Genomic DNA, 22,511 nt, shown 5'->3' with positions numbered 1-22,511 from the left:
ATGACGCTCTCTACGAGACGCTGCGCGAGGACTTACGCACTGTATGCTTTCGCTCCCCTAAGAGCCTGCGGGGTGCAATACGGTTCGGTTAAGATAAGAGACGCGATAAATCGCCGTCTCTACAAAGGACTGATTATTGTAAAGACGGCGATTTATCGCGTCTTTGCGATCTCGGACGTGTCATTAAAAAACCTTATCCAAACCGTATTGTGATATAAGTCCTAATTTCTAAGTACAGTTTTGCGTAAAAGCGTAGCGTTTTTAATGCAGAGGAACGCATTGGCATTGCAGGGGGATGCATTGGCATTGCAGGGGGATGCATTGGCATTGCAGAGGGATGCATTGGCATTGCAGAGGGATGCATTAGCATTGCAGGGGAATGCACTAACATTGTATTAGGATGCATTGGCATTGTAGGGAAACGCATTAACACAGCAATGCAATGCCAGATTTAATTTGCTACGAATTCATGAAATGCTGCACTAAGTTTGTACTTTCAATTTCTTAATAATTATGAGCCAATCAACAACTATTCGGGTTCTAATTGTTGACGATCATTCCATTGTCAGACAAGGATTGGCAACCATTATTAACCGCGATCCAGAGATGACGGTGATTGCTCAAGCAGAAGATGGACAACAGGCGATCGCTCTCTTTCGTGAATACCAACCAGATGTAACGCTAATGGATTTACGAATGCCGCAGATAGCAGGAGTTGAAGCCATTACTGCTATTTGTGCTGAATTTAAAGCGGCTCGAATTGTTGTGCTAACTACCTACGATGGTGATGAAGATATCTATCGTGGATTACAGGCAGGCGCTAAAGGATATTTGCTCAAAGATGCTAAACCTAACGAACTTCTGAGTGCTATTCGCATGATTCATCTTGGTCAGCAGTATATTCCACCAGAAGTCGGGGCAAAACTGGTGCAGAGGATGAGCAATCCCGAACTGAGTGAGCGAGAGCTAGATGTACTGCGTTTAATGGCACAAGGAATGAGTAATTTAGAAATTAGCACTAGTTTGAGTATCAGTGAAAGCACCGTCAAATCTCACGTTAATCGAATTTTAAGTAAATTGGGAGTGAGCGATCGCACTCAAGCCGTGATTATTGCTGTTAAACGAGGCATTGTCAATTTGTAAGGAAGTTGTACTAAAGTTTGAATTTGAATTCCAACTAAAGTTGGAGCCAACCTTCCATTTTTATATGGACTGATTTATCAATCATTCTATTGAGCAAAAGTTTCAACTTTTAGTGGATGACAAGTTAGAGTCAATTGCATATATTTAATTCAGCAAACATTCATAGCAAATTTAGTTGCAATATTAGGACTTACGCAAAATATCTCTCAAACTCTGATTTCTCCGTGTCCTCTGCGGTTCGTTATTCCGTAACTCGTGCGTAAGTGCTAAATATCTAAGTTTGCTTTACACGAATAAAGTAGAAAGAGGGTTGTATGTTCAGCGCCAGCGATAAGCATACAACCGTCGGAGGTATCAGTGAGCCTTGATCGTGACCGCAGTTTGTTATTCGTTCCACCTTCAACACAAGATCACATAAAAGGTGTGCTGAATGCGATCGCAGTGCTAGTGATGTATGGAGACTATGAATGTTCTCAAAGTGCGGACGTTTACAGGCTGATTAAAGTCATTGGGCGACAGCTTAGTGTTTCTTTGGGGGAGAATTATTTGTGTTTCATCTTCCGTCATTTTCCAGAGATCCAGATCCATTCTCATGCTCAACGTGCGGCTGAAGCGGCTGAAGCGGCGGCTGTCCAAGGTCAATTTTGGCAGATGCATGAAATGCTGTTCAACTATCAACAAGATTTGGGAAACGGCTATCTAGTAGAGTATGCCAATAATCTAGGACTTAATATTTCCCAATTTCTCCAAGATATATCTAAAAAAGTGTACATCGATCGCATCCATGAAGATATTGAAAGTGGATTACACAGTGGAGTAACGACTGCCCCAGCAGTGTTTATTAATGGAATTCGGTATAGCGATCGCTGGAACATTGAGCAGTTGATGGCAGCTATGATCACTGCAAATCATTAAGTTTTCTGATTCTTAACCACACAACCAAAATTACTACTTATTACGCAAGCAATTAATCAACAGGTTCCAAATCTCATAGTCAAATATAGATTTTGTTTAAAGTTTTCTAATACCCATCACCAAAACCGTTGAGAAGTTCACCACCATGAATGAAAATAACGGCATCATCAACCAGCCCAGCCCGTATTCAGTCCCTGCAACCATTGATCGATTAGAAGCCGTCCTTCAGGCAAAAGGCATCACCATCTTTGCCCGCATTGATCAACAGGCCCAAGCCGAAAGAGTCGGACTCAGACTACCTCCGACGCAGTTGTTGCTGTTTGGCAACCCGAAAGCCGGAACTCCTTTAATGGTGGCAGAACCAACGATCGCTCTGGATTTACCCCTGAAAGCACTGGCATGGGAAGCGGCTGACAGCAAGGTGTGGCTGAGTTATAACGATCCCAATTACTTAAAACAGCGATTTTCTCTCTCCGATGAGTTGGTTGAGAACATCGCTGTCATTGCACCTTTAATCAATCAAGCACTCAGATAAGTAACTGACTCTGCGGATAAATCATGGAGTTGCATCTTTGATCGTTTCTTTACTGCTGTCAGGAAGCTAGACCATGATAAAATCACGTCTAAAGCCTACCGTATTGAAAGACTATCGCATCACGATTCCTGCTTCCTTTTTCAGCATGATTCTGGGTTTAGCGGGATTAGGTAGTTGCTGGCGAGTAGCTGCTAAACTCTGGCACTTCCCTGCCTGGATTGGCGAAACAATTATGCTGCTGACAGTTGCAATCTGGCTCGTGTTGTTGCTGCTCTATGTCAGCAAATGGCTGTGGATGCGAGAGGATGCCCTGGCTGAGTTTGAGCATCCTGTTTTGTGTTGCTTTATCGGGTTAGTACCTGTGTCTACAGTGCTTGTGGCGCTGGCGATCGCGCCCCACTCCCGTGCGATCGCCGTTGCGTTATTCGTTGTCGGTGCAATTGGTCAGTTGAGCTTTGGCGTGTATCGTTCCGGTCAGCTATGGATGGGAGAGCGTAAGCCAGAAACGATAACACCCATTCTTTACCTGCCCACAGTCGCGGGTAGTTTTGTCAGCGCGATCGTTGCCAGTGCCCTTGGTTATCGAGAGTGGGGCGCGTTGTTTTTTGGAGCGGGGCTGTTTTCATGGTTGGCACTGGAGTCCATCATCATGAATCGCCTATACTTGTTGTCAGCTTTGCCTAAACCACTGCGTCCAACGCTGGGCATTCAACTGGCACCCCCTGTCGTCGGTTGTGTTGCCTATTTGAGCATCACCAGTGGTCAGCCCGATGCCTTCGCCCAAATCCTCTTCGGCTATGGACTGTTACAGGCGTTGATTCTACTGCGGCTGCTACCGTGGTTATTTCAACAACCCTTTGCAGCCTCCTACTGGGCATTCACCCTTGGTGTTGCCGCCCTGTCGTTGGCATCTCTGCGCTTTGTTGAACGCGGCATGACCGGAGTCATGGAAGAACTGGCAGTACTGTTATTCATTAGCGCAAATATCGTGATCGGTAGCATTGCCCTGGGGACATTACGACTGTTGCTGCGGGGTAAACTACTACCATTACCTGCGACAAGCGATCGCAGCAAATAAGCCATATCGTATCGTTCGTCAATACAAAATTCACACAAACGGAGAAATTTTATGGCGGGTAAACTTACAGGTAAGATCGCACTGGTGACGGGTGGTAACAGTGGGATTGGATTTGCGACAGCCCAAAGGTTTGTAGAAGAGGGGGCTTACGTCTTTATCACTGGTCGTCGTCAAAACGAACTTGATGCTGCGGTGGAGAAGATTGGAGAAAATGTCACTGCTGTTCAGGGTGATCTGTCGAATCTTGCAGATATCGATCGCCTGTTCGCCACCATCGAACAACAGCAAGGACACCTGGATGTGATCTTCGCCAATGCTGGCGGTGGTGAACTCGTCCCACTCGGCTCAATCACCGAAGAACACTTTGACAAAACGTTCAACATTAACGTCAAAGGTTTGCTGTTCACCGTGCAGAAGGCACTGCCTCTGTTGCCAGAGGGTGCTTCCATTATTCTGAACGCCTCCATTACTTCTATCAAAGGCACTCCAGCCTTCAGCGTTTACAGCGCCACCAAAGCCGCCGTGCGATCGTTTGCCCGTAATTGGATACTCGACCTCAAAGAGCGCAAGATCCGGGTTAACGCCATTAGTCCTGGCGTGATTCCTACTCCTGGTTACAATCTCTTGGGACTGAGTGATCAGCAGGTGCAGGAATTCGTGACCAGCCAAGCCAGCGCCATCCCGTTGGGAAGAGTAGGCACGCCCGATGAGATTGCCAAAGCCGTTGTCTTTCTCGCTTCAGACGACAGCAGCTTTGTCAACGGCATCGAGCTGTTTGTCGATGGCGGTATGGCACAGATTTGAAGTCCCCTAAAAATACCCATTACCGAATTTTAGATTTTAAATTTTGGATTTTGGATTAAAGATTCAAAATGCCGTCCAAAAGTTTGGAGCTAAAGATGAAACTCATTTCTGTCAACGTCGGACTTCCACGTGAAGTTACCTGGAAAGGGAAAACAGTTAGCACTGGAATTTTCAAAGAGCCAGTCAATGCAAGGGTAGGGGTGCGATCGCTTAATTTAGACGGGGATGGACAGGCTGATTTAACCGTTCATGGAGGAGCAGATAAAGCAGTCTATTTATACCCGTTCGAGCATTACGATTACTGGCGAGGTGAATTGCCTGATACAGAATTGCCGCTAGGTATATTTGGTGAAAATTTCACGACCACTGGACTGAGAGAAGAGGACGTGAACATTGGCGATCGCTTTCGGATCGGCAATGTCACGTTAATGGTGACACAACCTCGCCTACCCTGCTACAAACTGGGGATTCGCTTTGGACGACCGGATATGGTGAAACGATTTCTCGCAAGTCGTCGAACCGGATTTTACTTCCGTGTTTTGCAAGAGGGCGAAGTTGGAGCCGGAGACACTTTAGAGTTAGTCAGCCGGGATGATCACAACATCACGGTTGCCGATATCACTCAACTTTATGTGCGCGAGCAGGATAATCCAGAGTTACTTCACCGGGCTGCTCAACTTGAAGCCTTACCCAAAAGTTGGCGTGACTATTTCCAGAAGTAAGTAGGTGAATTTTAGATTTTAGATTTTAAATTTTGGATTTTGGATTGAAGATTCAATTTCACCTTCACCTAATGTCAATACAGTTCAGTTAAGGATTTCTTCCTTCTCTTTCCTCTCTTTCCTCTCTTTCTTTGCGTCCTTTGCGTGCTTTGCGGTTCGTTAAAAAAAGTGACTTTGACAAAGAGTTAAGCCTTCTATATATAACCTTACAAAGAGTAAAGTCATGAACACATTTCGCACAGTTTCGATTGATGGTTTAGATATCTTTTATCGGGAAGCTGGTTCCCGCAATAATCCGACAATTCTGCTGTTGCACGGCTTCCCGACCTCCTCTCACATGTTTCGCAATCTGATACCTGCGCTGGCCGATCGCTTCCATCTAGTTGCACCCGATTATCCGGGTTACGGCAACAGTTCAATGCCAACCGTGAATGAGTTTGATTACACCTTTGATCACCTAGCAGAGATCGTGGAGAAATTTATTGCTGCGATCGATCTGAAGCGCTATAGCCTTTACGTGATGGATTATGGCGCTCCCATTGGCTATCGGATTGCGGCTAAATATCCAGAGCGAGTGGAAGCACTCATTGTCCAAAACGGGAATGCCTACGAGGAAGGTCTACGCGAATTTTGGGAACCGCTCAAGGCTTATTGGCAAGACCGTTCTCCTGAGAATGCTGACAAGCTCAGACATATTATCACCCTGGAAGCAACCAAGTGGCAATATACCAACGGCGTTCGCAATCTGGAAGCGATCAGCCCTGACACCTGGAATATGGATCAACTCTTCCTCGATCGCCCCGGCAACGATGAGATTCAGCTGGCGCTGTTATATAGCTATGGCACTAATCCCCCATTATATCCGCAATGGCAGGAGTATTTCCGCAAACATCAACCACCCACCCTGATTGTTTGGGGTAAGAATGACTACATCTTCCCTGCCGACGGTGCTTATCCCTACAAGCGCGACCTGAAAGACGTTGAGTTACATTTACTCGATACCGGACATTTTGCCCTGGAAGAAGAAGGAGATGCGATCGCCAACTACATTACTCAATTTCTCACACTACGACTGCAACCCATTGCTGCCTGATGATTGCGAGTGAATCATCTCGAATATTCGAGCATGGCTATGCTCATTATGACTATGGACATGATCGGGTATAATTCGTTTGCATGAACGCGATCACTTTTCATTCTTATTTCTTACTAGAAGGTAGCAAAAACGATGAACCGTCTGATTCGTTCGTTTTCTTTCATCTTTCTGCTATTACTTACTGCTGGTAGTGTAAAAGCACTGGGTGTCAACCTGATTGCTAATCAGCAACAGGTCGAGCAGACTGGATTAAAGAACGCCTCAAATTTAATCGCTCAAAAAGCGATTCCACAACAGTCATTGTATGCGGCGAATCAACTTAAAATTACCGTGAAAGAGATTGCTCCCTACTCTCAGGAGACAGAGTTGCAGATCATCACTGTCTTTAAACATAAGCCGGGTGGCGATACATTGATCTCAGCCGCTGCTGACTTGGACAAGGATCTGGGTGGGCTAATCACCTCAATTCGCGATCGTGGTGAATTTGTTGGCAATGAGTTGGAAACCTTTTTGATCGTTCCACCCCAAAACAGTATTAAGCCAAAACTACTGCTGTTAATTGGGCTGGGAGATGAACAAAATCTTTCTCTTGACACCATGCAGCGCGTTGGCACAGTCGCCCTACGAGAGTCCGTCAGGCTCAAGGCAACCCATGTTTCTTTTGCACCCATCCTACGAGATCAGAACAATGCCACGTTGGATACGGGTGATGTTGTCAAAGCAGTGGCGCAAAACGTCATTCTTGCCTATGACACTGAAAAGCGTCTGCAAAAACAAGGGCTTGCTCAATCCTTCATAGTCCGTGAGTGGGTGTTTGAAGCTGGATCTGCTTTCTATTCTGGAGCCATTAGCAAGGTTCGGCAGGCGATCAAGCTAACAAATACTCAAATCGCTACTCGCAGTGCGACTCCCTATGTCAGCGGTCGGTAAATATCGCATTTATTCAGTGCGGGTGTTTTGTTTAATGTACTCGATCAGATGAACTCGGTTTTTAAAGCACACCATAAAAACTCAATCGCATGGGGAGTTCCGCTTACCGCAAAGAAGCCGCAGAATTAGCGCGATCGCACGTTAGCGTTACAGTGCGATTTCAACAGAGTGTTTACTATTCATCAAAAGGAGAAATTTAAGTGGCTTTTATTGAAAAATTAAGGAAGATTGGTCATGGCAGCAATCGATACAGCACCCTTAGAAAATAGCCTGGGATTTCTAGCTTTAGGAGCTTATATTCTCACCTTAATGCCCACGAATCTCAGAATAATTTTTCCTCAAACTAAACAAGCGAGCCTTCCCAAATGGCTGTTAAAATATCGAAGACTTATCGGTATTCTGGCTTTCTGCTTGGCTTTGCTTCACGGTTTCCTCTTAGTGAAAAAGAGAGACCTTGATTTTTTAGATCCCAATACTTATTGGATTTATATCCAAGGTATATCTACCTTCATAATTTTTACCATATTGGCAATTACTTCTAATGACTGGAGTGTCAAAAGACTGAAAAAAAATTGGAAGCGATTACATACCCTGACTTACTTAGCCATGTTCCTGCTCACTTGGCACGTTTGGGACAAAATGTCAGAGCATTGGAGCTATTTAACCCCGATTGCGCTAGTAGGGATTGTTACGACAACCCTTTTATTTCTGATGGGACGCTGGATTGAATATCAAAATAAACAACAAAAAGCGAGAGAAAAAGCCTTATTATCTCAAATTCCAGAAAAAATTACTCTATAGTACCGCTAGTCTGTGACACCATTACGCAGTGGGTGCAAGTCAGATTATTCTCCCACTCGCACAAGGAATGTCCTGTTATGAGATCGAAACAAATTACCTGGAAATCTTCACCAGCATTGGCAATCAGCACCCTAACGATCTTGGTTGGTAGTAGCAGTTGTGCTAGCCTATTGTCTTCCTTCCGAAACGCTAGTGTTGGTACTATCTCTGTTGCAACCACTCAACCCTTACGTTCTCTCCAAGGAAATTCAACTTGGGTTTACGCGATCGCAATCAGCCCTGATGGACGCTTCCTCGCCAGTGGCAGTTACGATAAAAAAATTAGAATTTGGGATCTGCCTAGTAACACCTTACTTTATACTTTAGAAGGACACGGCAATGCAGTAGTCAGCCTTGCCATCAGTCCAGATAGCAAGCTGCTCGCTAGTGGCAGTTGGGATAACCGGATAAAACTCTGGAATCTAGAGACGGGGCAACTGCTTCGGACTCTAGATGGCCATACAGATGATGTAGAAGCCGTTGCCATCAGCCCCAACGGAAAGTGGCTAGCTAGTTGTAGTGCTGACAAAACCATCCGCATCTGGAACATGCAGACTGGCGTAGAAGTCCATCAGTTCTTGGATGGAAAGTGGGTAAGAACTGTTGCTTTTAGTCCCGATGGGCAGACCTTAGCTAGTGGCAATGAGGGTGGCACACTCAAAATTTGGCGAATCATGGATGGTGCTGTTCTACAAACCCTGAATGCTCATTCACAAGCCGTGCGCTCAGTGACTTTTAGCCCTGATGGACGGACTTTAGCGAGTGGCAGTGCTGATCGGACAGTCAAACTCTGGCAAATGCCCACTGGTAAATTGTTGCACTCCCTAATTGGACATGATGGAGTTGTGTGGTCAGTGGCTTTCAGTCCCGATGGCAAGAGATTAGCTAGTGGTAGCAATGATAGCACTATCAAGTTATGGGGGTTGCCTTCAGGCAAACTCTTGGAGAATTTGATCGGGCATGAGCGAGGCGTGCGGTCAGTAGTTTTCAGACCGGATGGAAACATGATAGCCAGCAGCAGTGCCGACAAAACCATCAAACTCTGGTCTCTTCCTAAAGAGTGACAAGAAGCTTTCAGAAAGTAAACAAATCTTTAAAGAAGTCGGAAGTCGGAAGTCGGAAGTCGGAAGTCGGAAGTCGGAAGTCGGAAGTCGGAAGTCGGAAGTCGGAAGTCGGAAGTCGGAAGTCGGAAGTCGGAAGTACAGTTTTGTAACGGGGATTTAGATTTAGACATCAAAACTTAAAGCGGTGCTAGAAGGACGGGGTTTTAAACCCAAATTTCTGATAAGGAGGAAATCTGAGAAATGAATGTTTATTAACACTACACCCTACCCCCAACACCTTGCCCAGACGAGGTTTCACGTTTTCTTAGTGCCATTCGATCTAGATAGTGGATAATTGCCATTCCACGATCGCACCAGCAGGTGGTTTAACAGTGCCACTTCAACAGATCATTGACCTTTATCAACAAAAGGAGACCATTATGGTTAGTCAAGTAAAATCGCCAGCAGTAAAAGTTTTGGAAGTTGCAGATGATCCGCGTCTTTCTACAGGAGTGAAGGCATTTTTGAAATTGCTGAATTCAGGAGGTGTGGGTTTAGAAACGTTAACTCCACTCGAAGCGCGTCAAGTACTCGTGGATGCACAGGCTGCCGTTGAAGTTGATCTTTCAGGCATTGACGAGTCTGAGAAGACAATTACTGCTGACGGTTATCCAATCACGCTCAATATCGTGCGACCAGCAGGTGTTCAAGGCATATTACCTGTTTTCATCTTTATTCATGGCGGCGGTTGGGTACTCGGTGATTATCCAACACACAAACGCATAGTTCGCGATCTCGTCGTGCTTTCAGGTTTTGCGGCTGTTTTTGTCAACTACACTCGCACTCCAGACGCTCAGTATCCACAAGCGATCAATGAGATATATGCAGCTACCAAATGGGTTGCTGAACATGGTGAGGAGATTGGTGTTGATGGCAAAAATCTGGCAGTAGTCGGCAACAGTGTCGGCGGTAACATGACAACTGTCACTGCTTTGAAGGCGAAAGAAAAAGGAGGACCACACATCAAGCTGCAAATCCTGATGTGGCCCATTGTAGATGCTGATTTTGAAACGAATTCTTATCACCAATTTGGCGATCAGCGTTTTCTGACTGTACCAACGATGAAGTGGATGTATGACATGTACATCCCTGACCCAGAAAAGCGCAAAGACATCTATGCTTCTCCCCTACAGGCGACGGTTGAGCAACTGAAAGGCTTGCCTCCAGCGTTAATTGTAGTTGCAGAGAGCGATATCTTGCATGACGAGGGCACAGCCTATGGACGCAAGCTCGATGAAGCTGGGGTGGAGGTGACAACTGTGCAGTACAACGGCGTGATTCATGACTTCGGACTACTGAATGGTTTAGCCGAGTTGCCAGAAACCCGTTCTCTGTTTGTTCAGGCTGCTGCCGAACTGAAGAAACATCTGCAATAGGATGCGATCAAAGAAAATCGGCGGGAATCCCACCCCTTCAAGGGGTGTCCGGGATAGCCGCCCGCCGATTTAGTCATTAGTCATTAGTCATTGGTCATTGGTACGCACTCCTAATAACTTCGATTTCCCCCCGGCTTCAAGCCGGGGGATGAGTTAATGTTTTTGGGAAGGGAAAAGACGCTTTTCCATCGCTTTGCTGCTTACCGAGTTAGCGTAGGGGAAAAGGGGAATATGCTCGGCGGTTGCCTTCAGCACAGTGCTTTGTGCGATCGCCTCATTAATCAATCCAAAGAGTCAAACTAATTCATAATTGATAATTGATAATTCATAATTGAAATCAGTGTTAGCTCTGAACTCTCCACTGATTTAAGACCACTGAATTTTTAATTCAGTGTTGGCTCTGTACCCATTCTTTAATTATGAATTATGAATTATGAATTAATAATTATTTGGTCAACCCTATGCTCAAAGCAATTAAACACAACCGCCGCCGCTTTCTCTTAACGTCGGCAGCAAGTATTTTCACAGAAATGGCACTCATGGGTACCGCACACGCAAGCTTTGACAAGCCCAAAGGATCTGAATTTAGGTTTACTCCCATCAAGCAGATTAAAGCCGGTGTCCTCGACATCGGTTACTACGAAGCAGGACCGAGCGATGGATCTCCGGTGTTGCTGCTGCATGGGTTCCCGTATTCCATCGATAGCTACATTGACGTTACACCAATGCTTGCTGCACGCGGATGTCGGGTGATTGTTCCCTACCTGCGGGGACATGGATCAACCCGTTTTCTCGACAGCGCCACACCACGCTCCGGGCAGCAAGCCGCGCTCGGTGTCGATGCGATCGCCTTGATGGATGCATTGCAGCTAAACCGTGCTGTGCTTGCTGGCTATGACTGGGGTGGACGAGCCGCTTGCGTTGTGGCGGCTCTCTGGCCTGAACGATGCACAGGTCTGGTGTCCGTCAATAGCTACCTGATCCAGGATATTGCCAAGGCAGGGCTGCCACTTTCACCTGCGATCGAATCCGGGATCTGGTACCAATACTATTTCCAGACCGAGCGCGGACGCGCCGGACTGACGGCTAACAGACGTGAGATTGCGAGGATTCTCTGGACTCGCAATTCGCCGAACTGGCACTTTGACGAGGCAACGCTCGATCAACACGCCAGCGCCTTCGACAACCCCGATTATGTGGAGGTCGTGATTCATTCCTACCGCCATCGCCTTGGACTTGCTGCCGGCTATCCCATGTATGAGGAGCTTGAGCAGCGACTCGCCGCGCAACCGATCATTACGGTGCCGACGATCACGCTGGACGGGGACGCAGATGGTGTCGTGCCAGCAACCGATGGGAAATCGACGGCAGCGAAGTTTAGCGGCGAACGTCAGCATCGGGTCATTCCAAACGTCGGTCATAACCTGCCTCAGGAAGATCCGAAAGCATTCGCAACTGCGGTCTGGGAACTCGCATCAAAGAAACGTTAATGGCTTCTCTGGAGCGATGACTCTGCGCCGTTTCACCTTCAAATGGATCGTTATATATAAACTACTCTCAGGTACTTACCTGCTATGAACACTCACATACCGAGCGCCAGGGACATTATCGGACCATCACCGTTGATTGCGATCGAAAACGAAGCACCACCCAAACTGATTGTCGATCCACCGCTTCCCGAACCGCTAGCACAGGGACGCGTCTTCATCCAGTACCGGACGGAGAATTTGCGTGTGTTGCCAGTGTTTGGCAAAGGTGCCCTCGAAGTATCGCCGCGCATTGGCCATATCCACGTCACCGTTGACGATGCGCCGTGGCACTTTGTCGATACTAGCGGCGAAACGTTGATCCTGGTCGGACTGAAACCTGGCCCACACAAGGTGCTGATTGAACTAGCCGACCCCACGCACAAAGTAATCACTAGCGAAACGGTGACGTTCACAGTGCCGGAGCCTGAGCGATGAGTAAGCGCCGCGCCCGCGACCGGCTCGGTATATAACGCCACCAAATTTTAACTTCTTTCTTTCTTTGTGTCCTTTGCGTCCTTTGCGGTTCGTTTTTCTTTCTTGTACTTACAACTATTTTCAGGTAAATAGACCACGCAGGGGCACAGCATTGCTGTGCCCCTACGACAGATGTGGTTCAAATAGATGATTTCTGCTGTAAATATGGTTTAGCGCATCTTCATACAAAATTGGTATGAAACGATCGCCATTTTAGACTTCCATACTATGAACAACCCCGAAAATCCTCGACTACCCCTGCCGCCTTTCGATCATGAATCCGCCATCCAAAAAGTCCGAATCGCAGAGGATGCTTGGAACACACGTAACCCTGAACTAGTATCACTCGCTTACACGTCGGATAGCCTTTGGCGCAACCGCTCAGAATTTCTATCTGGTCGTGAGGCGATCGTCCAGTTCTTGACACGTAAGTGGCTTAAAGAATTGGACTACCGTCTGATTAAAGAGCTTTGGGCTTTTCGGGACAACCGAATTGCTGTCCGGTTTGCTTACGAATGGCATGATGATTCCGGCAACTGGTTCCGTTCCTACGGCAATGAGAATTGGGAGTTCGACGAACATGGATTGATGCGGTGGCGTATTGCCAGCATTAACGACCTGCCAATTCACCAGAGCAATCGCAAATATCACTGGATACTTGGTCGTCGTCCTGACGATCATCCCGGATTGTCCAACCTCAATCTTTGAGAATTGGATTGCGCTTGCTTCCAACACTGATATCCTACACTATCTTGATGCGATCGCTCCAACGATCGCTGGGGAAACGCTGCACATCGCGGGTGGTATTTAACGAAGAGAACCGTGAACATCAACAAGCAACGAGAAAAACCATGAACATCAACAAGAATGACACCGCAGTAGTCGTTATCGATCCGCAAAACGATGTCTTGAGCGAAAAAGGGGTTTCCTGGGATTTGGTGGGTGACAGTGTTAAGGACAACAACACCGTCGAGAACATCGAGCGAGTCTTCAAAGCCGCGAAGCAGAATGGCTTTGAGGTTTTCATTTCCCCCCATTATTACTACCCCACCGACTATGGATGGAAATTTGCCGGAACCCTGGAGCAGATGATGCTTGAGGTTAAGGAGTTTGTTCGCAGTGGACCATTAAGCCTCGATGGATTCCTGGGATCGGGTGCTGACTGGCTCGATCGCTACAAGCCCTTTATTGAGGATGGCAAGACGATCGTGGCCAGTCCCCACAAAGTCTACGGACCGCAAAGCAACGACCTCGTTTTGCAACTGCGTAAACGCAACATCAGCAAAGTCATTCTGCTGGGAATGCTAGCAAATCTTTGTGTTGAAACTCACCTACGCGAATTGGTCGAACAGGGATTCGAGGTCGTCGTCATCAAGGATGCAACGGCTGCCCCTCGGCATCCCGATCTGGGCGACGGCTACAAGGCAGCACTGATCAACTTTCGGTATATCGCCAATGGCGTTCTCTCTACAGATGAGGTTGTAAAAGCAATGGAGTAACGGTTTCGCAACCCGTTTCGTTACTCAAACGCCACTTGCTTCTCCCAAGGGGAAACGCGCAAGGAACAAGTCGGGAAACCATTTATCTACTACAAACAATCCAAAAGGAGGATGTCATGACTGAATATGACTACATTGTAATTGGTGCCGGTTCGGCAGGTTGTGTAGTCGCCAACCGTTTGACAGAAGACAGTGAAACAACTGTGTTATTACTCGAAGCTGGCAACCCAGATACTAAACCGGAGATTCAAATTCCCTCGAAATGCCTCAGTTTACTAGGCTCCGAAGTGGACTGGGGCTATTTCTCTGAGCCAGAACCATACCTGCGCGATCGCAAAATGTTTTGTTCCCGTGGCAAAGTCCTGGGGGGCAGCAGTTCGATTAATTTCATGATGTATGTCCGAGGCAATTCTCACAATTATGACCACTGGCAGGCACTAGGGAATCCCGGCTGGAGCTACCAGGATGTTTTGCCCTATTTCAAGAAATCTGAGCATCAGCAACGCGGTGTCTCCGAATACCACGGAGTTGATGGGGAGTTGAGCGTCACCGATGTTATTTCCCCTGCTATAGTATCCCAACGCTTTGTAGATGCCTGTATCGCAATGGGATATGACTACAATTCTGATTTCAACGGTACACAGCAGTCAGGAGCGGGATTCTATCAGTTGACGGTTAAGGATGGTAAACGGCACAGTGCTGCTGCTGCCTTCTTACTGCCCATTCTCAAGCGTCCCAATTTAACTATAACGACAGGTGCATTAGTGACTCGGTTGCTGTTTGAGGGCAACCGGGCTGTTGGGGTAGAATATCTGCACCAGGGTATGCTGCACCAGGTCAGAGTCAACCAGGAAGTGATTTTAAGTGCTGGTGCATTTGATTCGCCGAAGCTGCTGCTGCTTTCGGGCATTGGTGATGCAGAATACCTGCAAGCAATGGGAATTTCTGTAGTCGCTGATTTGCCAGGTGTCGGTCAAAATCTCCAAGACCACACTCTCGTCACTGTAGTTCAACAGACCACTCAAGATGTACATCCTGCGATCGCCAGTAATGGGGTCGAAGCCGGATTGTTTTTGCATAGTCAGGGCTATTTGGAGGCTGCACCAGATTTACAGTTCTTCTTCGGTCCGATTATATTCGCACCTCCTGGCTATGCCCACCCTGATTCGGGATTCACGGGTGCAGTCAGTTTGACTTGTCTCCAAAACATTGGTAGTGTCAGTTTGAGATCGCTTGACCCCAAAGATGCACCGATGTTGCGGATGAACTATCTGCAAAGTCAATCTGATGTGCAAAAGCTGGTTGAGGGAGTTAAACTGATCCGCCAATTGTTTCAAACCAGTGCCTTTGATGAGTTTCGCGGTGAGGAAATCGCTCCGGGTGCTAACATTCAGAGTGATGATGCGATCGCAGCTTACATCCGGGAGGCTTGCAGTACTGTTTGGCATCCGGTCGGCACCTGCAAAATGGGCACTGATCGAATGGCGGTGGTAGACCCGGAATTACGGGTACATGGGGTTGAGGGGTTGCGTGTCGTCGATGCGTCAATTATGCCAACAATCACCACAGGAAATACGAATGCACCCACTATTATGATCGGCGAAAAAGCAGCCGATTTAATTAAAGCGAGCGGTACTCGACAAACTCTTCTCGCCAAGTACAACGTCCAAAATCTCAGGATTTGAATAATTGATTCGCGGGCATCATGGCGCAGCTTGTGATTTGTTCTATGGCATCGCCTGTGAACGGTAAAAGCAGCAACATGAATTTAGTTGCTGCCTAATCCCCGATTTTAGCAGCTAATGGTTAAGACTGCGGATTCTGCCGAAGCCCTAACAAGTTTCCGTCAATATCCTTGAAGACAGATAATTGCACTCCATGACCGACATCTGTAATTGGCCCAACTTCAACTCCTTTTTCAATAAGGCTTTGACGAGCAGTAACTATATCGTTTACAACAAAGGTACTAACAGTACTACCTGGTTCAACTGAGTTACTTAAGTTCAGTCCAATTGCAACGCGCTCAATATCAGGGAGACTAAACTGCCTCCAGCTAGGAGTGTCATATTTTTGTTCAGGAACTAATCCGAGCTTGGACTTGTACCACTGGACACTAGCTTCCAGATTCGTAACGTCTACTTTAGTGACAAAACTATATTCACCAAAGGTGTTTTTCAATGTCATAATCTACTGTGTTAATCCAAAACTTTTACAATTATAGATATTTTGACCGAATTGAATATATTTCATCAACAATTTCTTCTAAGGTGCGTGTATACTGGGTTGGAGACAGGATAATACAGCCTACCGGACTAACTAATGTTGAGTTTCTAAGGCAGAGTCCAATTTTCCAGTTTTAATCCGTTGATGCGTTCGTAATGACGAGTATTGTTTGTTACTAAAGTGTAATTTTCTGCAAGTGCAACACTAGCAATTAGTAAATCAAATTCAGCAATTGGTTGTCCTATTTTACGGAGTTCTGCCTTTAATTCACCATACTTTCTGAGAGCAGGATCAGTTAAAGGTAGAACGGGTAAGTTTTGAATAAAGTCTTCTGCACGAGCTAAATTTTCCACTACTCGTTGAGAATTATAAGCACCAAAATATAACTCAGCAACCGTGATGCTGCAAATATAAATTTGCTTCCATCCTATTTCTCTAACTTTAGTTCTGACTGAATTAATATCTTTAATCCAATAAATACAAGTATCGGTATCAAGTAAATAAGTCATAGACTAATGTCATTGTTAGAAATAGTACGGCTATCATAAATATCTTTGACTATTTCTTCAGCAGTCCGTTCATCTTCCCAAGGGCCAAGTCTTTCCATAAATGTGTCTAGTGGATGCGGTTTTAGCTGCTGCTCAGATGAGAGAATAATTTCATTCGCTATTACATTCGCTATTAATTGATTTGCTTCTGGGACTCCTAATTTTTTGGTTTCCTCTTTAGCTATAACCATGATTTGCATCAAGGTTATAGCCTGACGCAAAACATCACTTTTATTTGTGCCTATTTTCTTTGCTAGTTCGTCTAGTATCTGATTTAGTTCAGGTGACAAATCTAAGTTTAAGCGAACCATCCTTTGAGCGTCAGTCATGGTTGCATCCTTGTGTAAAATCTTAAGTACATTATAGTTGGCTGAGGCTGTAAGATTAACAGCGATGATTCAAGAATTTCATAGGGTTATTCTAACTAGCGATCTTCCAGAATATAGTTTAGAACAGGGTGATATAGGCATAGTTGTTTTAGTACATTAGGGTGGCAAAGGATATGAGGTTGAATTTGTCACATTGGATGGGGAAACTGTGGCAATTGTTTCACTCTACAGCATACAAGTACGTCGCATTGGTAGAAGAGAAATTGCGCGATCGCGGCTGATAAATTTATAATTGATAAAGGCATACAGCCAAATAATATTTTAAAATATAAGGCAATGTGCGACTTATTCTTAAAACCCCTCTCCAAACCTCTCCCCGAAACGGAGAGAGGCTTTGATTCTTGCTCCCCTTCCCTAGTAGGGAAGGGGTTGGGGGTTAAGTTTGAGTGAAAGTTACACACGGCGTAAAATATATTAGTTGATACCAGAAGCTAGAGAAAATGAGCATTGAGGAAATTATTATAAACAAGGTAAGAATATTACCTCCTGATAAGCAACAAGAGGCATTAGATTTTGTAGAATTTTTACTTACGATTAACATATCTTTTAAATTTGATTAATAAGCTGTAATTATTGGGGAATATGTGTTTATGAAAATAGCCATAACACACCCTTGTAGGTTGGGTGGAACGGAGTGAAACCCAACAAATGATCTCACTTGTCACAACAAAAATTTTACATATTAACTTATCTGCTTTAAATTCAGGTGATTTAGTGTTGGGTTACGGCGCAAATATAAATTCGTTGTGCTGCAAATATGCCAGCTTGCGCCTCCACCCAACCTACAAAATTACTACAAAATTACTAAACTTCTCCTTTCAAATTTATGAAATAATCGAAGTTTTCCATTGCACTTTGTTCCCTGCCATCTTCCACAGCCTTTGAACTTCTTTTTCTAAGCCTTGTGAACCATAATTTTCCCATCCTTCTGTAAATCTAACTATTCCTGGTGAGTGTCCAGGTGCGCCATCAAAAGTAATTTCCTTGTATTTATCAAGAGTAAAGACAACTTCAAACCAATTCTTGTAAACTGGACAAACCAAATCAGAGCATTCCAAGAAGAAAGCCTCTTCATCGTCTACGACTCTCTTCCAACCAATCTGAACTCCATAATATGAGCTATTATTAGGTGGTTCTAGAGTCATTCCAACAATTAGACAATCTTCTGTACAATCTGACTTTTCTATTTCATCAGCAATATCTTGTGGAAAATTATAAACGGGCTTAACTTCAACAAAAATAGGAGAATCAAATTTTAGCAAAAAGTCGGGAATCCATCCATCAAAGTCACAAGGCTCATACTCCCACCTCCATTCTAGAAGATCGAAGAAAGCCGCCCATCTTGCCTCTAATCTAGAACGAAACTGAACATCATTATATTTGGTTGGTATAGGTTTAATCATAGCTTTTTAGCTGAAATTACACAGTTTATAATTTATATCACATAAAAGTTTGCTTTATCAAATAATCCCCACCCAAGTAAAAACCTAGATGGGGTATTACATTATCCTAATGCACTAACGCGATCGCACTTTTCCTCAAGTCTCCACAGTCACGCTGTAATTTCCCCACGCTTCCAGATAAAAGTATCCTGCTTCTAGCTCAAAAATCAAGTTTTGCGACTTGTAAACTAAGTTTCTGACTCGTAAATTAAGTTTCTGACTCGTAAATTAAGTTTCTGACTCGTAAACTAACTTTTGCGACTCGTAAACTAACTTTTGTGACTTCTAAACTAAGTTTCTGACTCGTAAACTAAGTTTCTGACTTCTAAACTAACTTTTGTCAACGGATTTCAGCAAATTTACCCCCATTTTTCTGTCTGCTAAGTTCTCTTCAATAAAAAAACGCAAATATACGCATTTCAACGCCATTTTCAGCGTTTGTATACGTATAAATGCGATAAAAGTAGAAACTATTCCAGATTTAATGTACTAATGCGATCGCACGTTTTGTCAACGCCTCAGCAGTCAATCCATTAAACGCCATCAACTCACCAGCACTCGCTGTAGTTTCCCCACGTTTCCACGCAAATGTATCACGCTTCGCTGTACTCCGTAACAAAATTGGTTCTAGCATCGCCGCCGCACCACCAGTAACAGCAATTAGCGCATCACCATCAAATAATTTGGCAAATTTCGCATCATCCAAGAAACCGCCTTCGGCTTGGGAACAAGTTTCCCACGCAGTATCGTGACTACGGTACAATTGCCGAGGATTGATCACAGTAACTATCTTCACGCCAATACCTTCAGTTTCCAAGAAAGCAGCAGCTTCAAATACAGGTATTAATGTTAAATCGCCAATTACAGCAAATACAACTTGTTTATCACCAGCGACTTCATGTAATAGCACCGCACCATCGCGCAACCCTTGACGAGTTTGTTCTAAAGTTGTGCGAATTGGCAACGGCGACTTACTTGCAGTAATCACAATTCCCTTATTCTTAGTTTTCAACGCCCAGTCATAACAGACTTGAATACTGTTAGCATCAGGGGGAAATAATGGAAAAACATTTCCATTTCGCATCAACGAAGCAAAGTAAGCTTCAATTTCTGGACGTTGGTGAGTCCAACCGTTGCGCCCTTGCTCTAATGCGCCTGCTGTGAATAAAGTAATAGTCGAGGGAGTTTGACGGCGCAATTCTGCCATTGCTTGGGTTACAGTTTGCCAAATTGGTAATCCGTTGATGGCAAAAGATTCGTAAGAACACCACAAAGTTCTCGCACCCATTAACGCCAAACCCGCAGCTAAACCGGCACAAGCATCTTCACTCAATGGTTCATAAACTTGTCCATTTGGTGCTTGATAATATAAGTCGTCGGTTGTGGGGTGGATAATCTTTAATGCTTGGTTAATATTGGCAATTCCTGATGCTTCATTACCATCGGCGTTGGTGACAAGGAAATTTTGATCTTTATTTCCAACTATTCCTACCAATCGTCCCATTGCGGTTGTGGAAACTTTGGGTTCACCTCCAACCGCATATTCTTCTAAAGGTAATTCGCCTAATTCTGGTAATGAGAATTCAAATTCTGTCACCACAGTTTTTGCTGCTGGTCCACCACCAGCGCGTTCTGCATTTGTTCTGACTAATTGCCAAGCCTCCGCAGATAAAGCACGGGTTTGCAATGCACTAACAATATGAGGTGCATCTAGCGTATCTTTAGGATAAAGGTTGTGAGATTTTGCACCCCGTGCGTGGACTCCTGCACCTTTAAGTTGTTTAATAATGAAGACGGTAAGTTTTCCGCCCAGTGCAAATCGCGCGGCTTGATCTACACCCGAAAGTACTGCTTGAGTAAATGCTAGGCGTTTCTCGAAGGAAAAGGCAGTACTATCAACGTAATTCCCTGGTTGGTTTTGATCGTCAAAATCCTTGGCATCCACTAACACGACTTCATCAAAACCGTTACCTTGCCAATATGCTTGCATCTGTTCATTGGTTTTCAGGGAAACCATACTGTGATGTTCTTGGCTGTAACCGTTCCACACTAATATCGGTAAAAAGTTGGTGACAGCAGGATAAGCTGTATGGAAATGCGCGATCGCACTTACAATATAAGGCTCACCCAATCCACCATCACCAACTGTAAAGGGGAACAACTTATCTTTGTGTAACAGTGCAGCCGCCATTGCAAAGTGTTGTCCTTGTCCCAAAGGCCCCGCAGGTGCGAGAATACCGGGGATAAAACCAGAAAGATGTCCTAAAAGTCCGTGGTTTTCTCGGAAGCGATCGCGCAATTGTTGAACTGTAAAAATTCCCATGTCCTCTAGCGATCGATCCAAAAACATGGCACTATAAAATCCAGGGGCGTGGTGTCCGACTTCGGTAATAATATTCTTGTATCCCAGCATGACAAGAGATGCGTAAGCTTCTGCTTGGCTGGCGAATCCGCCGGGATGCCCAGAAGCCTTACTCGCGGTGACTTGCAAAGTCAGGTAGCGGAGGGCATCGGCAGCAAGTAAAGTTTGATATACTGCTGTGGAATCTGTGGGAGATGCGATCGCTATTTTGCCCGACTCAATAGCAGGTGTTGCACCATAAGTTTTAAAATCTGGTAACGCTTCACCAAAATATTGAATTCCTTCAGAAAAATCGGGAAGCGCTGAAGATGCCTTTGGGGAGATTGCAGTCATGCTGAGTACCTTTTGACGATTAAGTGAAACTGTAGATGCTTGTTGAATTTAACAAAAATTTTACATCTTCGAGGTTGTAACAGTTTATTGCTTTATTGCAACATTAGAATAAGTAATTTAAATAGTCACGCCAGCAAAATTTCAGTTAGTTTAAGTAGCAAAAAATATTAAGCAGCAAAAAAAGTTATGAAATTAGCAAATTTGCCCCGCCGTCAAATTCTCAAAACTGCTCTCACCTTTGTGACTGGCTTAACCGCGACATCACTGGTATCTTTTTTGATGGCCAAATCCACAAAGCCAGCAGAAGTAATTGTTGTGCAACGACCAAATGAGTTTGAACTTGAGGGCGAAGGTACTCACATCAAGTATTCAATTGTCAATGAAGTTCCACAGCTTGATTACAAAACTCAAAACATTTCCAAGCATTTCAGTGGCGATCAAATTCAGACATTAGCTACTGATATCGGTACACTAGTGACGATAATTATTAGCAAACCACCAAACCCTGACCTTGGAGGAAATACAGTCAAACTGAGCTTTCTCGTACCAATTATCAACCTAGCGATCGGGAATCCACCAACTACTGTCCAAACCGAAGCAATTTTAACTACTCAAAAAACATCAGGATTTATCCGTACTCCCCTGTTTGGCCAATTACAGTCATATCAAACTATAGTACTCCGGGGAACCGCTAGATACCGCTAGTAACGCAACGCCGAATTCGTAATTCGTAATAGAGCCTCCGGCACGCTACGCGGTTTTCATGCCCAAAGGGCTGTACGTAATTCGTAATTACGTTTTAGCAAGGGTTTCAGACATTACAAATGGGTGGCTTATTTACGCCGTGCTGTACTAGTACCGCAAAGCGGAAGTTAAAAGGGCGGTTAGAAACCGCGCGCCAGGTGCAACAAGAGTGGCTCGCCGCCCAACGCACTGGCTTGTCTACACGAGGCTTTACCCACCTTTCCTGCGGAACGCCAAGGGCGAACGTGGGTTAAGAACCCTGATTTTGCATTAGTCCACGAACGCGAACAGCGTCTCGAAGAGAAGGTGGACGAGAGTTTGTGTAGCCGCGGTTTCTAACCGCCAGGGCTTAAGTTGACACGCATGAGCATTGCTACCGCGTGGTCTATTTACCTGAAAATAGCTGTAAATGTATGCCTTGGTGAC

25 protein-coding genes are annotated in these 22,511 nt (G+C 45.1%); 20 read left to right on the top strand and 5 right to left on the bottom strand.

Annotated elements, in window-relative coordinates:
* Positions 1–264 precede the first annotated feature (264 nt).
* The 18 genes from V7K27_RS18985 (at position 265) to V7K27_RS18900 (ending at position 15,729) form a co-directional block, all read left to right on the top strand.
* Positions 265–399 (top strand): hypothetical protein, encoded by a 135-nt coding sequence (locus tag V7K27_RS18985; protein ID WP_334949643.1) that lies wholly within the window; start codon positions 265–267, stop codon positions 397–399.
* Between the two features lie 114 nt (positions 400–513).
* Entirely contained in the window at positions 514–1,143 is a 630-nt protein-coding gene (locus tag V7K27_RS18980; protein ID WP_334949642.1) for a response regulator transcription factor, read from the top strand.
* A gap of 357 nt (positions 1,144–1,500) precedes the next feature.
* On the top strand, positions 1,501–2,058 hold the full coding sequence (locus tag V7K27_RS18975; RefSeq protein ID WP_334949641.1) for a DsbA family protein: 558 nt from the start codon (positions 1,501–1,503) through the stop codon (positions 2,056–2,058).
* Between the two features lie 145 nt (positions 2,059–2,203).
* Positions 2,204–2,593 (top strand): DUF302 domain-containing protein, encoded by a 390-nt coding sequence (locus tag V7K27_RS18970; protein WP_334949640.1) that lies wholly within the window; start codon positions 2,204–2,206, stop codon positions 2,591–2,593.
* Between the two features lie 73 nt (positions 2,594–2,666).
* Positions 2,667–3,671, top strand: a complete 1,005-nt coding sequence (gene tehA, locus V7K27_RS18965; RefSeq protein ID WP_334949639.1) for a dicarboxylate transporter/tellurite-resistance protein TehA — start codon at positions 2,667–2,669, stop codon at positions 3,669–3,671.
* Between the two features lie 51 nt (positions 3,672–3,722).
* The gene (locus tag V7K27_RS18960) at positions 3,723–4,475 is read left to right on the top strand and encodes an SDR family NAD(P)-dependent oxidoreductase (RefSeq protein ID WP_334949638.1); all 753 of its coding nucleotides are present in this window, start codon (positions 3,723–3,725) and stop codon (positions 4,473–4,475) included.
* 95 nt (positions 4,476–4,570) lie between these two features.
* Complete coding sequence (locus V7K27_RS18955; protein WP_334949637.1) at positions 4,571–5,197, top strand: MOSC domain-containing protein; 627 nt, start codon at positions 4,571–4,573, stop codon at positions 5,195–5,197.
* Positions 5,198–5,420: 223 nt separating this feature from the next.
* Complete coding sequence (locus V7K27_RS18950) at positions 5,421–6,290, top strand: alpha/beta fold hydrolase (RefSeq protein ID WP_334949636.1); 870 nt, start codon at positions 5,421–5,423, stop codon at positions 6,288–6,290.
* A 135-nt stretch (positions 6,291–6,425) separates the two neighbouring features.
* Positions 6,426–7,223, top strand: a complete 798-nt coding sequence (locus V7K27_RS18945) for a M17 family peptidase N-terminal domain-containing protein (protein WP_334949635.1) — start codon at positions 6,426–6,428, stop codon at positions 7,221–7,223.
* A gap of 234 nt (positions 7,224–7,457) precedes the next feature.
* A complete protein-coding gene (locus V7K27_RS18940) occupies positions 7,458–8,024 on the top strand; it encodes a ferric reductase-like transmembrane domain-containing protein (protein WP_334949634.1) in 567 nt (188 codons plus the stop codon).
* A 77-nt stretch (positions 8,025–8,101) separates the two neighbouring features.
* The gene (locus tag V7K27_RS18935; RefSeq protein WP_334949633.1) at positions 8,102–9,127 is read left to right on the top strand and encodes a WD40 repeat domain-containing protein; all 1,026 of its coding nucleotides are present in this window, start codon (positions 8,102–8,104) and stop codon (positions 9,125–9,127) included.
* A complete protein-coding gene (locus tag V7K27_RS18930) occupies positions 9,124–9,276 on the top strand; it encodes a hypothetical protein (RefSeq protein WP_334949632.1) in 153 nt (50 codons plus the stop codon). The genes V7K27_RS18935 and V7K27_RS18930 overlap by 4 nt, the downstream gene beginning before the upstream one ends.
* Positions 9,277–9,453: 177 nt before the next feature.
* Positions 9,454–10,542 carry an alpha/beta hydrolase gene (locus V7K27_RS18925; RefSeq protein ID WP_334949631.1) on the top strand — a complete coding sequence of 363 codons (1,089 nt, stop codon included), beginning with the start codon at positions 9,454–9,456 and terminating at the stop codon, positions 10,540–10,542.
* A gap of 461 nt (positions 10,543–11,003) precedes the next feature.
* Entirely contained in the window at positions 11,004–12,032 is a 1,029-nt protein-coding gene (locus tag V7K27_RS18920) for an alpha/beta fold hydrolase (RefSeq protein WP_334949630.1), read from the top strand.
* 84 nt (positions 12,033–12,116) lie between these two features.
* Positions 12,117–12,506, top strand: coding sequence for a DUF6130 family protein (locus V7K27_RS18915; RefSeq protein WP_334949629.1), 390 nt, complete (start codon positions 12,117–12,119; stop codon positions 12,504–12,506).
* A gap of 267 nt (positions 12,507–12,773) precedes the next feature.
* Positions 12,774–13,253 carry a nuclear transport factor 2 family protein gene (locus V7K27_RS18910; RefSeq protein ID WP_334949628.1) on the top strand — a complete coding sequence of 160 codons (480 nt, stop codon included), beginning with the start codon at positions 12,774–12,776 and terminating at the stop codon, positions 13,251–13,253.
* 143 nt (positions 13,254–13,396) lie between these two features.
* Positions 13,397–14,044 (top strand): cysteine hydrolase, encoded by a 648-nt coding sequence (locus V7K27_RS18905; protein ID WP_334949627.1) that lies wholly within the window; start codon positions 13,397–13,399, stop codon positions 14,042–14,044.
* Between the two features lie 116 nt (positions 14,045–14,160).
* On the top strand, positions 14,161–15,729 hold the full coding sequence (locus tag V7K27_RS18900; RefSeq protein ID WP_334949626.1) for a GMC family oxidoreductase: 1,569 nt from the start codon (positions 14,161–14,163) through the stop codon (positions 15,727–15,729).
* Positions 15,730–15,850: 121 nt separating this feature from the next.
* Here V7K27_RS18900 and V7K27_RS18895 read toward each other — a convergent pair whose 3' ends face one another.
* The 3 genes from V7K27_RS18895 to V7K27_RS18885 form a co-directional block, all read right to left on the bottom strand.
* Positions 15,851–16,228 carry a VOC family protein gene (locus V7K27_RS18895; protein WP_334949625.1) on the bottom strand — a complete coding sequence of 126 codons (378 nt, stop codon included), beginning with the start codon at positions 16,226–16,228 and terminating at the stop codon, positions 15,851–15,853.
* A 146-nt stretch (positions 16,229–16,374) separates the two neighbouring features.
* Complete coding sequence (gene vapC, locus V7K27_RS18890; protein WP_334949624.1) at positions 16,375–16,776, bottom strand: type II toxin-antitoxin system tRNA(fMet)-specific endonuclease VapC; 402 nt, start codon at positions 16,774–16,776, stop codon at positions 16,375–16,377.
* Positions 16,773–17,144: a CopG family transcriptional regulator gene (locus tag V7K27_RS18885; protein WP_334949623.1), complete on the bottom strand. Its 372-nt coding sequence runs from the start codon at positions 17,142–17,144 to the stop codon at positions 16,773–16,775. Before V7K27_RS18885 ends, vapC begins: the two co-directional genes overlap by 4 nt.
* Positions 17,145–17,208: 64 nt before the next feature.
* Here V7K27_RS18885 and V7K27_RS36525 point away from each other — a divergent pair, with 64 nt between their 5' ends.
* Positions 17,209–17,304, top strand: coding sequence for a DUF4926 domain-containing protein (locus V7K27_RS36525; RefSeq protein ID WP_442947629.1), 96 nt, complete (start codon positions 17,209–17,211; stop codon positions 17,302–17,304).
* 724 nt (positions 17,305–18,028) lie between these two features.
* Here the strand turns inward: V7K27_RS36525 and V7K27_RS18880 are convergent.
* Complete coding sequence (locus V7K27_RS18880; RefSeq protein WP_334949622.1) at positions 18,029–18,607, bottom strand: hypothetical protein; 579 nt, start codon at positions 18,605–18,607, stop codon at positions 18,029–18,031.
* A 520-nt stretch (positions 18,608–19,127) separates the two neighbouring features.
* Positions 19,128–21,341 carry a phosphoketolase gene (locus tag V7K27_RS18875; RefSeq protein ID WP_334949621.1) on the bottom strand — a complete coding sequence of 738 codons (2,214 nt, stop codon included), beginning with the start codon at positions 21,339–21,341 and terminating at the stop codon, positions 19,128–19,130.
* Positions 21,342–21,527: 186 nt separating this feature from the next.
* Here V7K27_RS18875 and V7K27_RS18870 point away from each other — a divergent pair, with 186 nt between their 5' ends.
* A complete protein-coding gene (locus V7K27_RS18870) occupies positions 21,528–22,046 on the top strand; it encodes a hypothetical protein (RefSeq protein ID WP_334949620.1) in 519 nt (172 codons plus the stop codon).
* Positions 22,047–22,511: the final 465 nt, after the last annotated feature.

Origin of the sequence: Nostoc sp. (assembly GCF_036919575.1) — a bacterium.
GTDB lineage: Bacteria > Cyanobacteriota > Cyanobacteriia > Cyanobacteriales > Nostocaceae > Nostoc.
Note: the sequence above shows the minus strand (reverse complement) of the source record. Positions and strands in the feature narration are given on the sequence as shown.

Bases quoted from the DNA above. Each gene is read 5' to 3' on its own strand.
- V7K27_RS18985 (WP_334949643.1), top strand. From the start codon at position 265: ATGCAGAGGAACGCATTGGCATTGCAGGGGGATGCATTGGCATTGCAG.
- V7K27_RS18980 (WP_334949642.1), top strand. From the start codon at position 514: ATGAGCCAATCAACAACTATTCGGGTTCTAATTGTTGACGATCATTCC.
- V7K27_RS18970 (WP_334949640.1), top strand. From the start codon at position 2,204: ATGAATGAAAATAACGGCATCATCAACCAGCCCAGCCCGTATTCAGTC.
- tehA (WP_334949639.1), top strand. From the start codon at position 2,667: ATGATAAAATCACGTCTAAAGCCTACCGTATTGAAAGACTATCGCATC.
- V7K27_RS18960 (WP_334949638.1), top strand. From the start codon at position 3,723: ATGGCGGGTAAACTTACAGGTAAGATCGCACTGGTGACGGGTGGTAAC.
- V7K27_RS18955 (WP_334949637.1), top strand. From the start codon at position 4,571: ATGAAACTCATTTCTGTCAACGTCGGACTTCCACGTGAAGTTACCTGG.
- V7K27_RS18950 (WP_334949636.1), top strand. From the start codon at position 5,421: ATGAACACATTTCGCACAGTTTCGATTGATGGTTTAGATATCTTTTAT.
- V7K27_RS18945 (WP_334949635.1), top strand. From the start codon at position 6,426: ATGAACCGTCTGATTCGTTCGTTTTCTTTCATCTTTCTGCTATTACTT.
- V7K27_RS18940 (WP_334949634.1), top strand. From the start codon at position 7,458: ATGGCAGCAATCGATACAGCACCCTTAGAAAATAGCCTGGGATTTCTA.
- V7K27_RS18935 (WP_334949633.1), top strand. From the start codon at position 8,102: ATGAGATCGAAACAAATTACCTGGAAATCTTCACCAGCATTGGCAATC.
- V7K27_RS18920 (WP_334949630.1), top strand. From the start codon at position 11,004: ATGCTCAAAGCAATTAAACACAACCGCCGCCGCTTTCTCTTAACGTCG.
- V7K27_RS18915 (WP_334949629.1), top strand. From the start codon at position 12,117: ATGAACACTCACATACCGAGCGCCAGGGACATTATCGGACCATCACCG.
- V7K27_RS18910 (WP_334949628.1), top strand. From the start codon at position 12,774: ATGAACAACCCCGAAAATCCTCGACTACCCCTGCCGCCTTTCGATCAT.
- V7K27_RS18905 (WP_334949627.1), top strand. From the start codon at position 13,397: ATGAACATCAACAAGAATGACACCGCAGTAGTCGTTATCGATCCGCAA.
- V7K27_RS18900 (WP_334949626.1), top strand. From the start codon at position 14,161: ATGACTGAATATGACTACATTGTAATTGGTGCCGGTTCGGCAGGTTGT.
- V7K27_RS18895 (WP_334949625.1), bottom strand. From the start codon at position 16,228: ATGACATTGAAAAACACCTTTGGTGAATATAGTTTTGTCACTAAAGTA.
- vapC (WP_334949624.1), bottom strand. From the start codon at position 16,776: ATGACTTATTTACTTGATACCGATACTTGTATTTATTGGATTAAAGAT.
- V7K27_RS18885 (WP_334949623.1), bottom strand. From the start codon at position 17,144: ATGACTGACGCTCAAAGGATGGTTCGCTTAAACTTAGATTTGTCACCT.
- V7K27_RS36525 (WP_442947629.1), top strand. From the start codon at position 17,209: ATGATTCAAGAATTTCATAGGGTTATTCTAACTAGCGATCTTCCAGAA.
- V7K27_RS18880 (WP_334949622.1), bottom strand. From the start codon at position 18,607: ATGATTAAACCTATACCAACCAAATATAATGATGTTCAGTTTCGTTCT.
- V7K27_RS18875 (WP_334949621.1), bottom strand. From the start codon at position 21,341: ATGACTGCAATCTCCCCAAAGGCATCTTCAGCGCTTCCCGATTTTTCT.
- V7K27_RS18870 (WP_334949620.1), top strand. From the start codon at position 21,528: ATGAAATTAGCAAATTTGCCCCGCCGTCAAATTCTCAAAACTGCTCTC.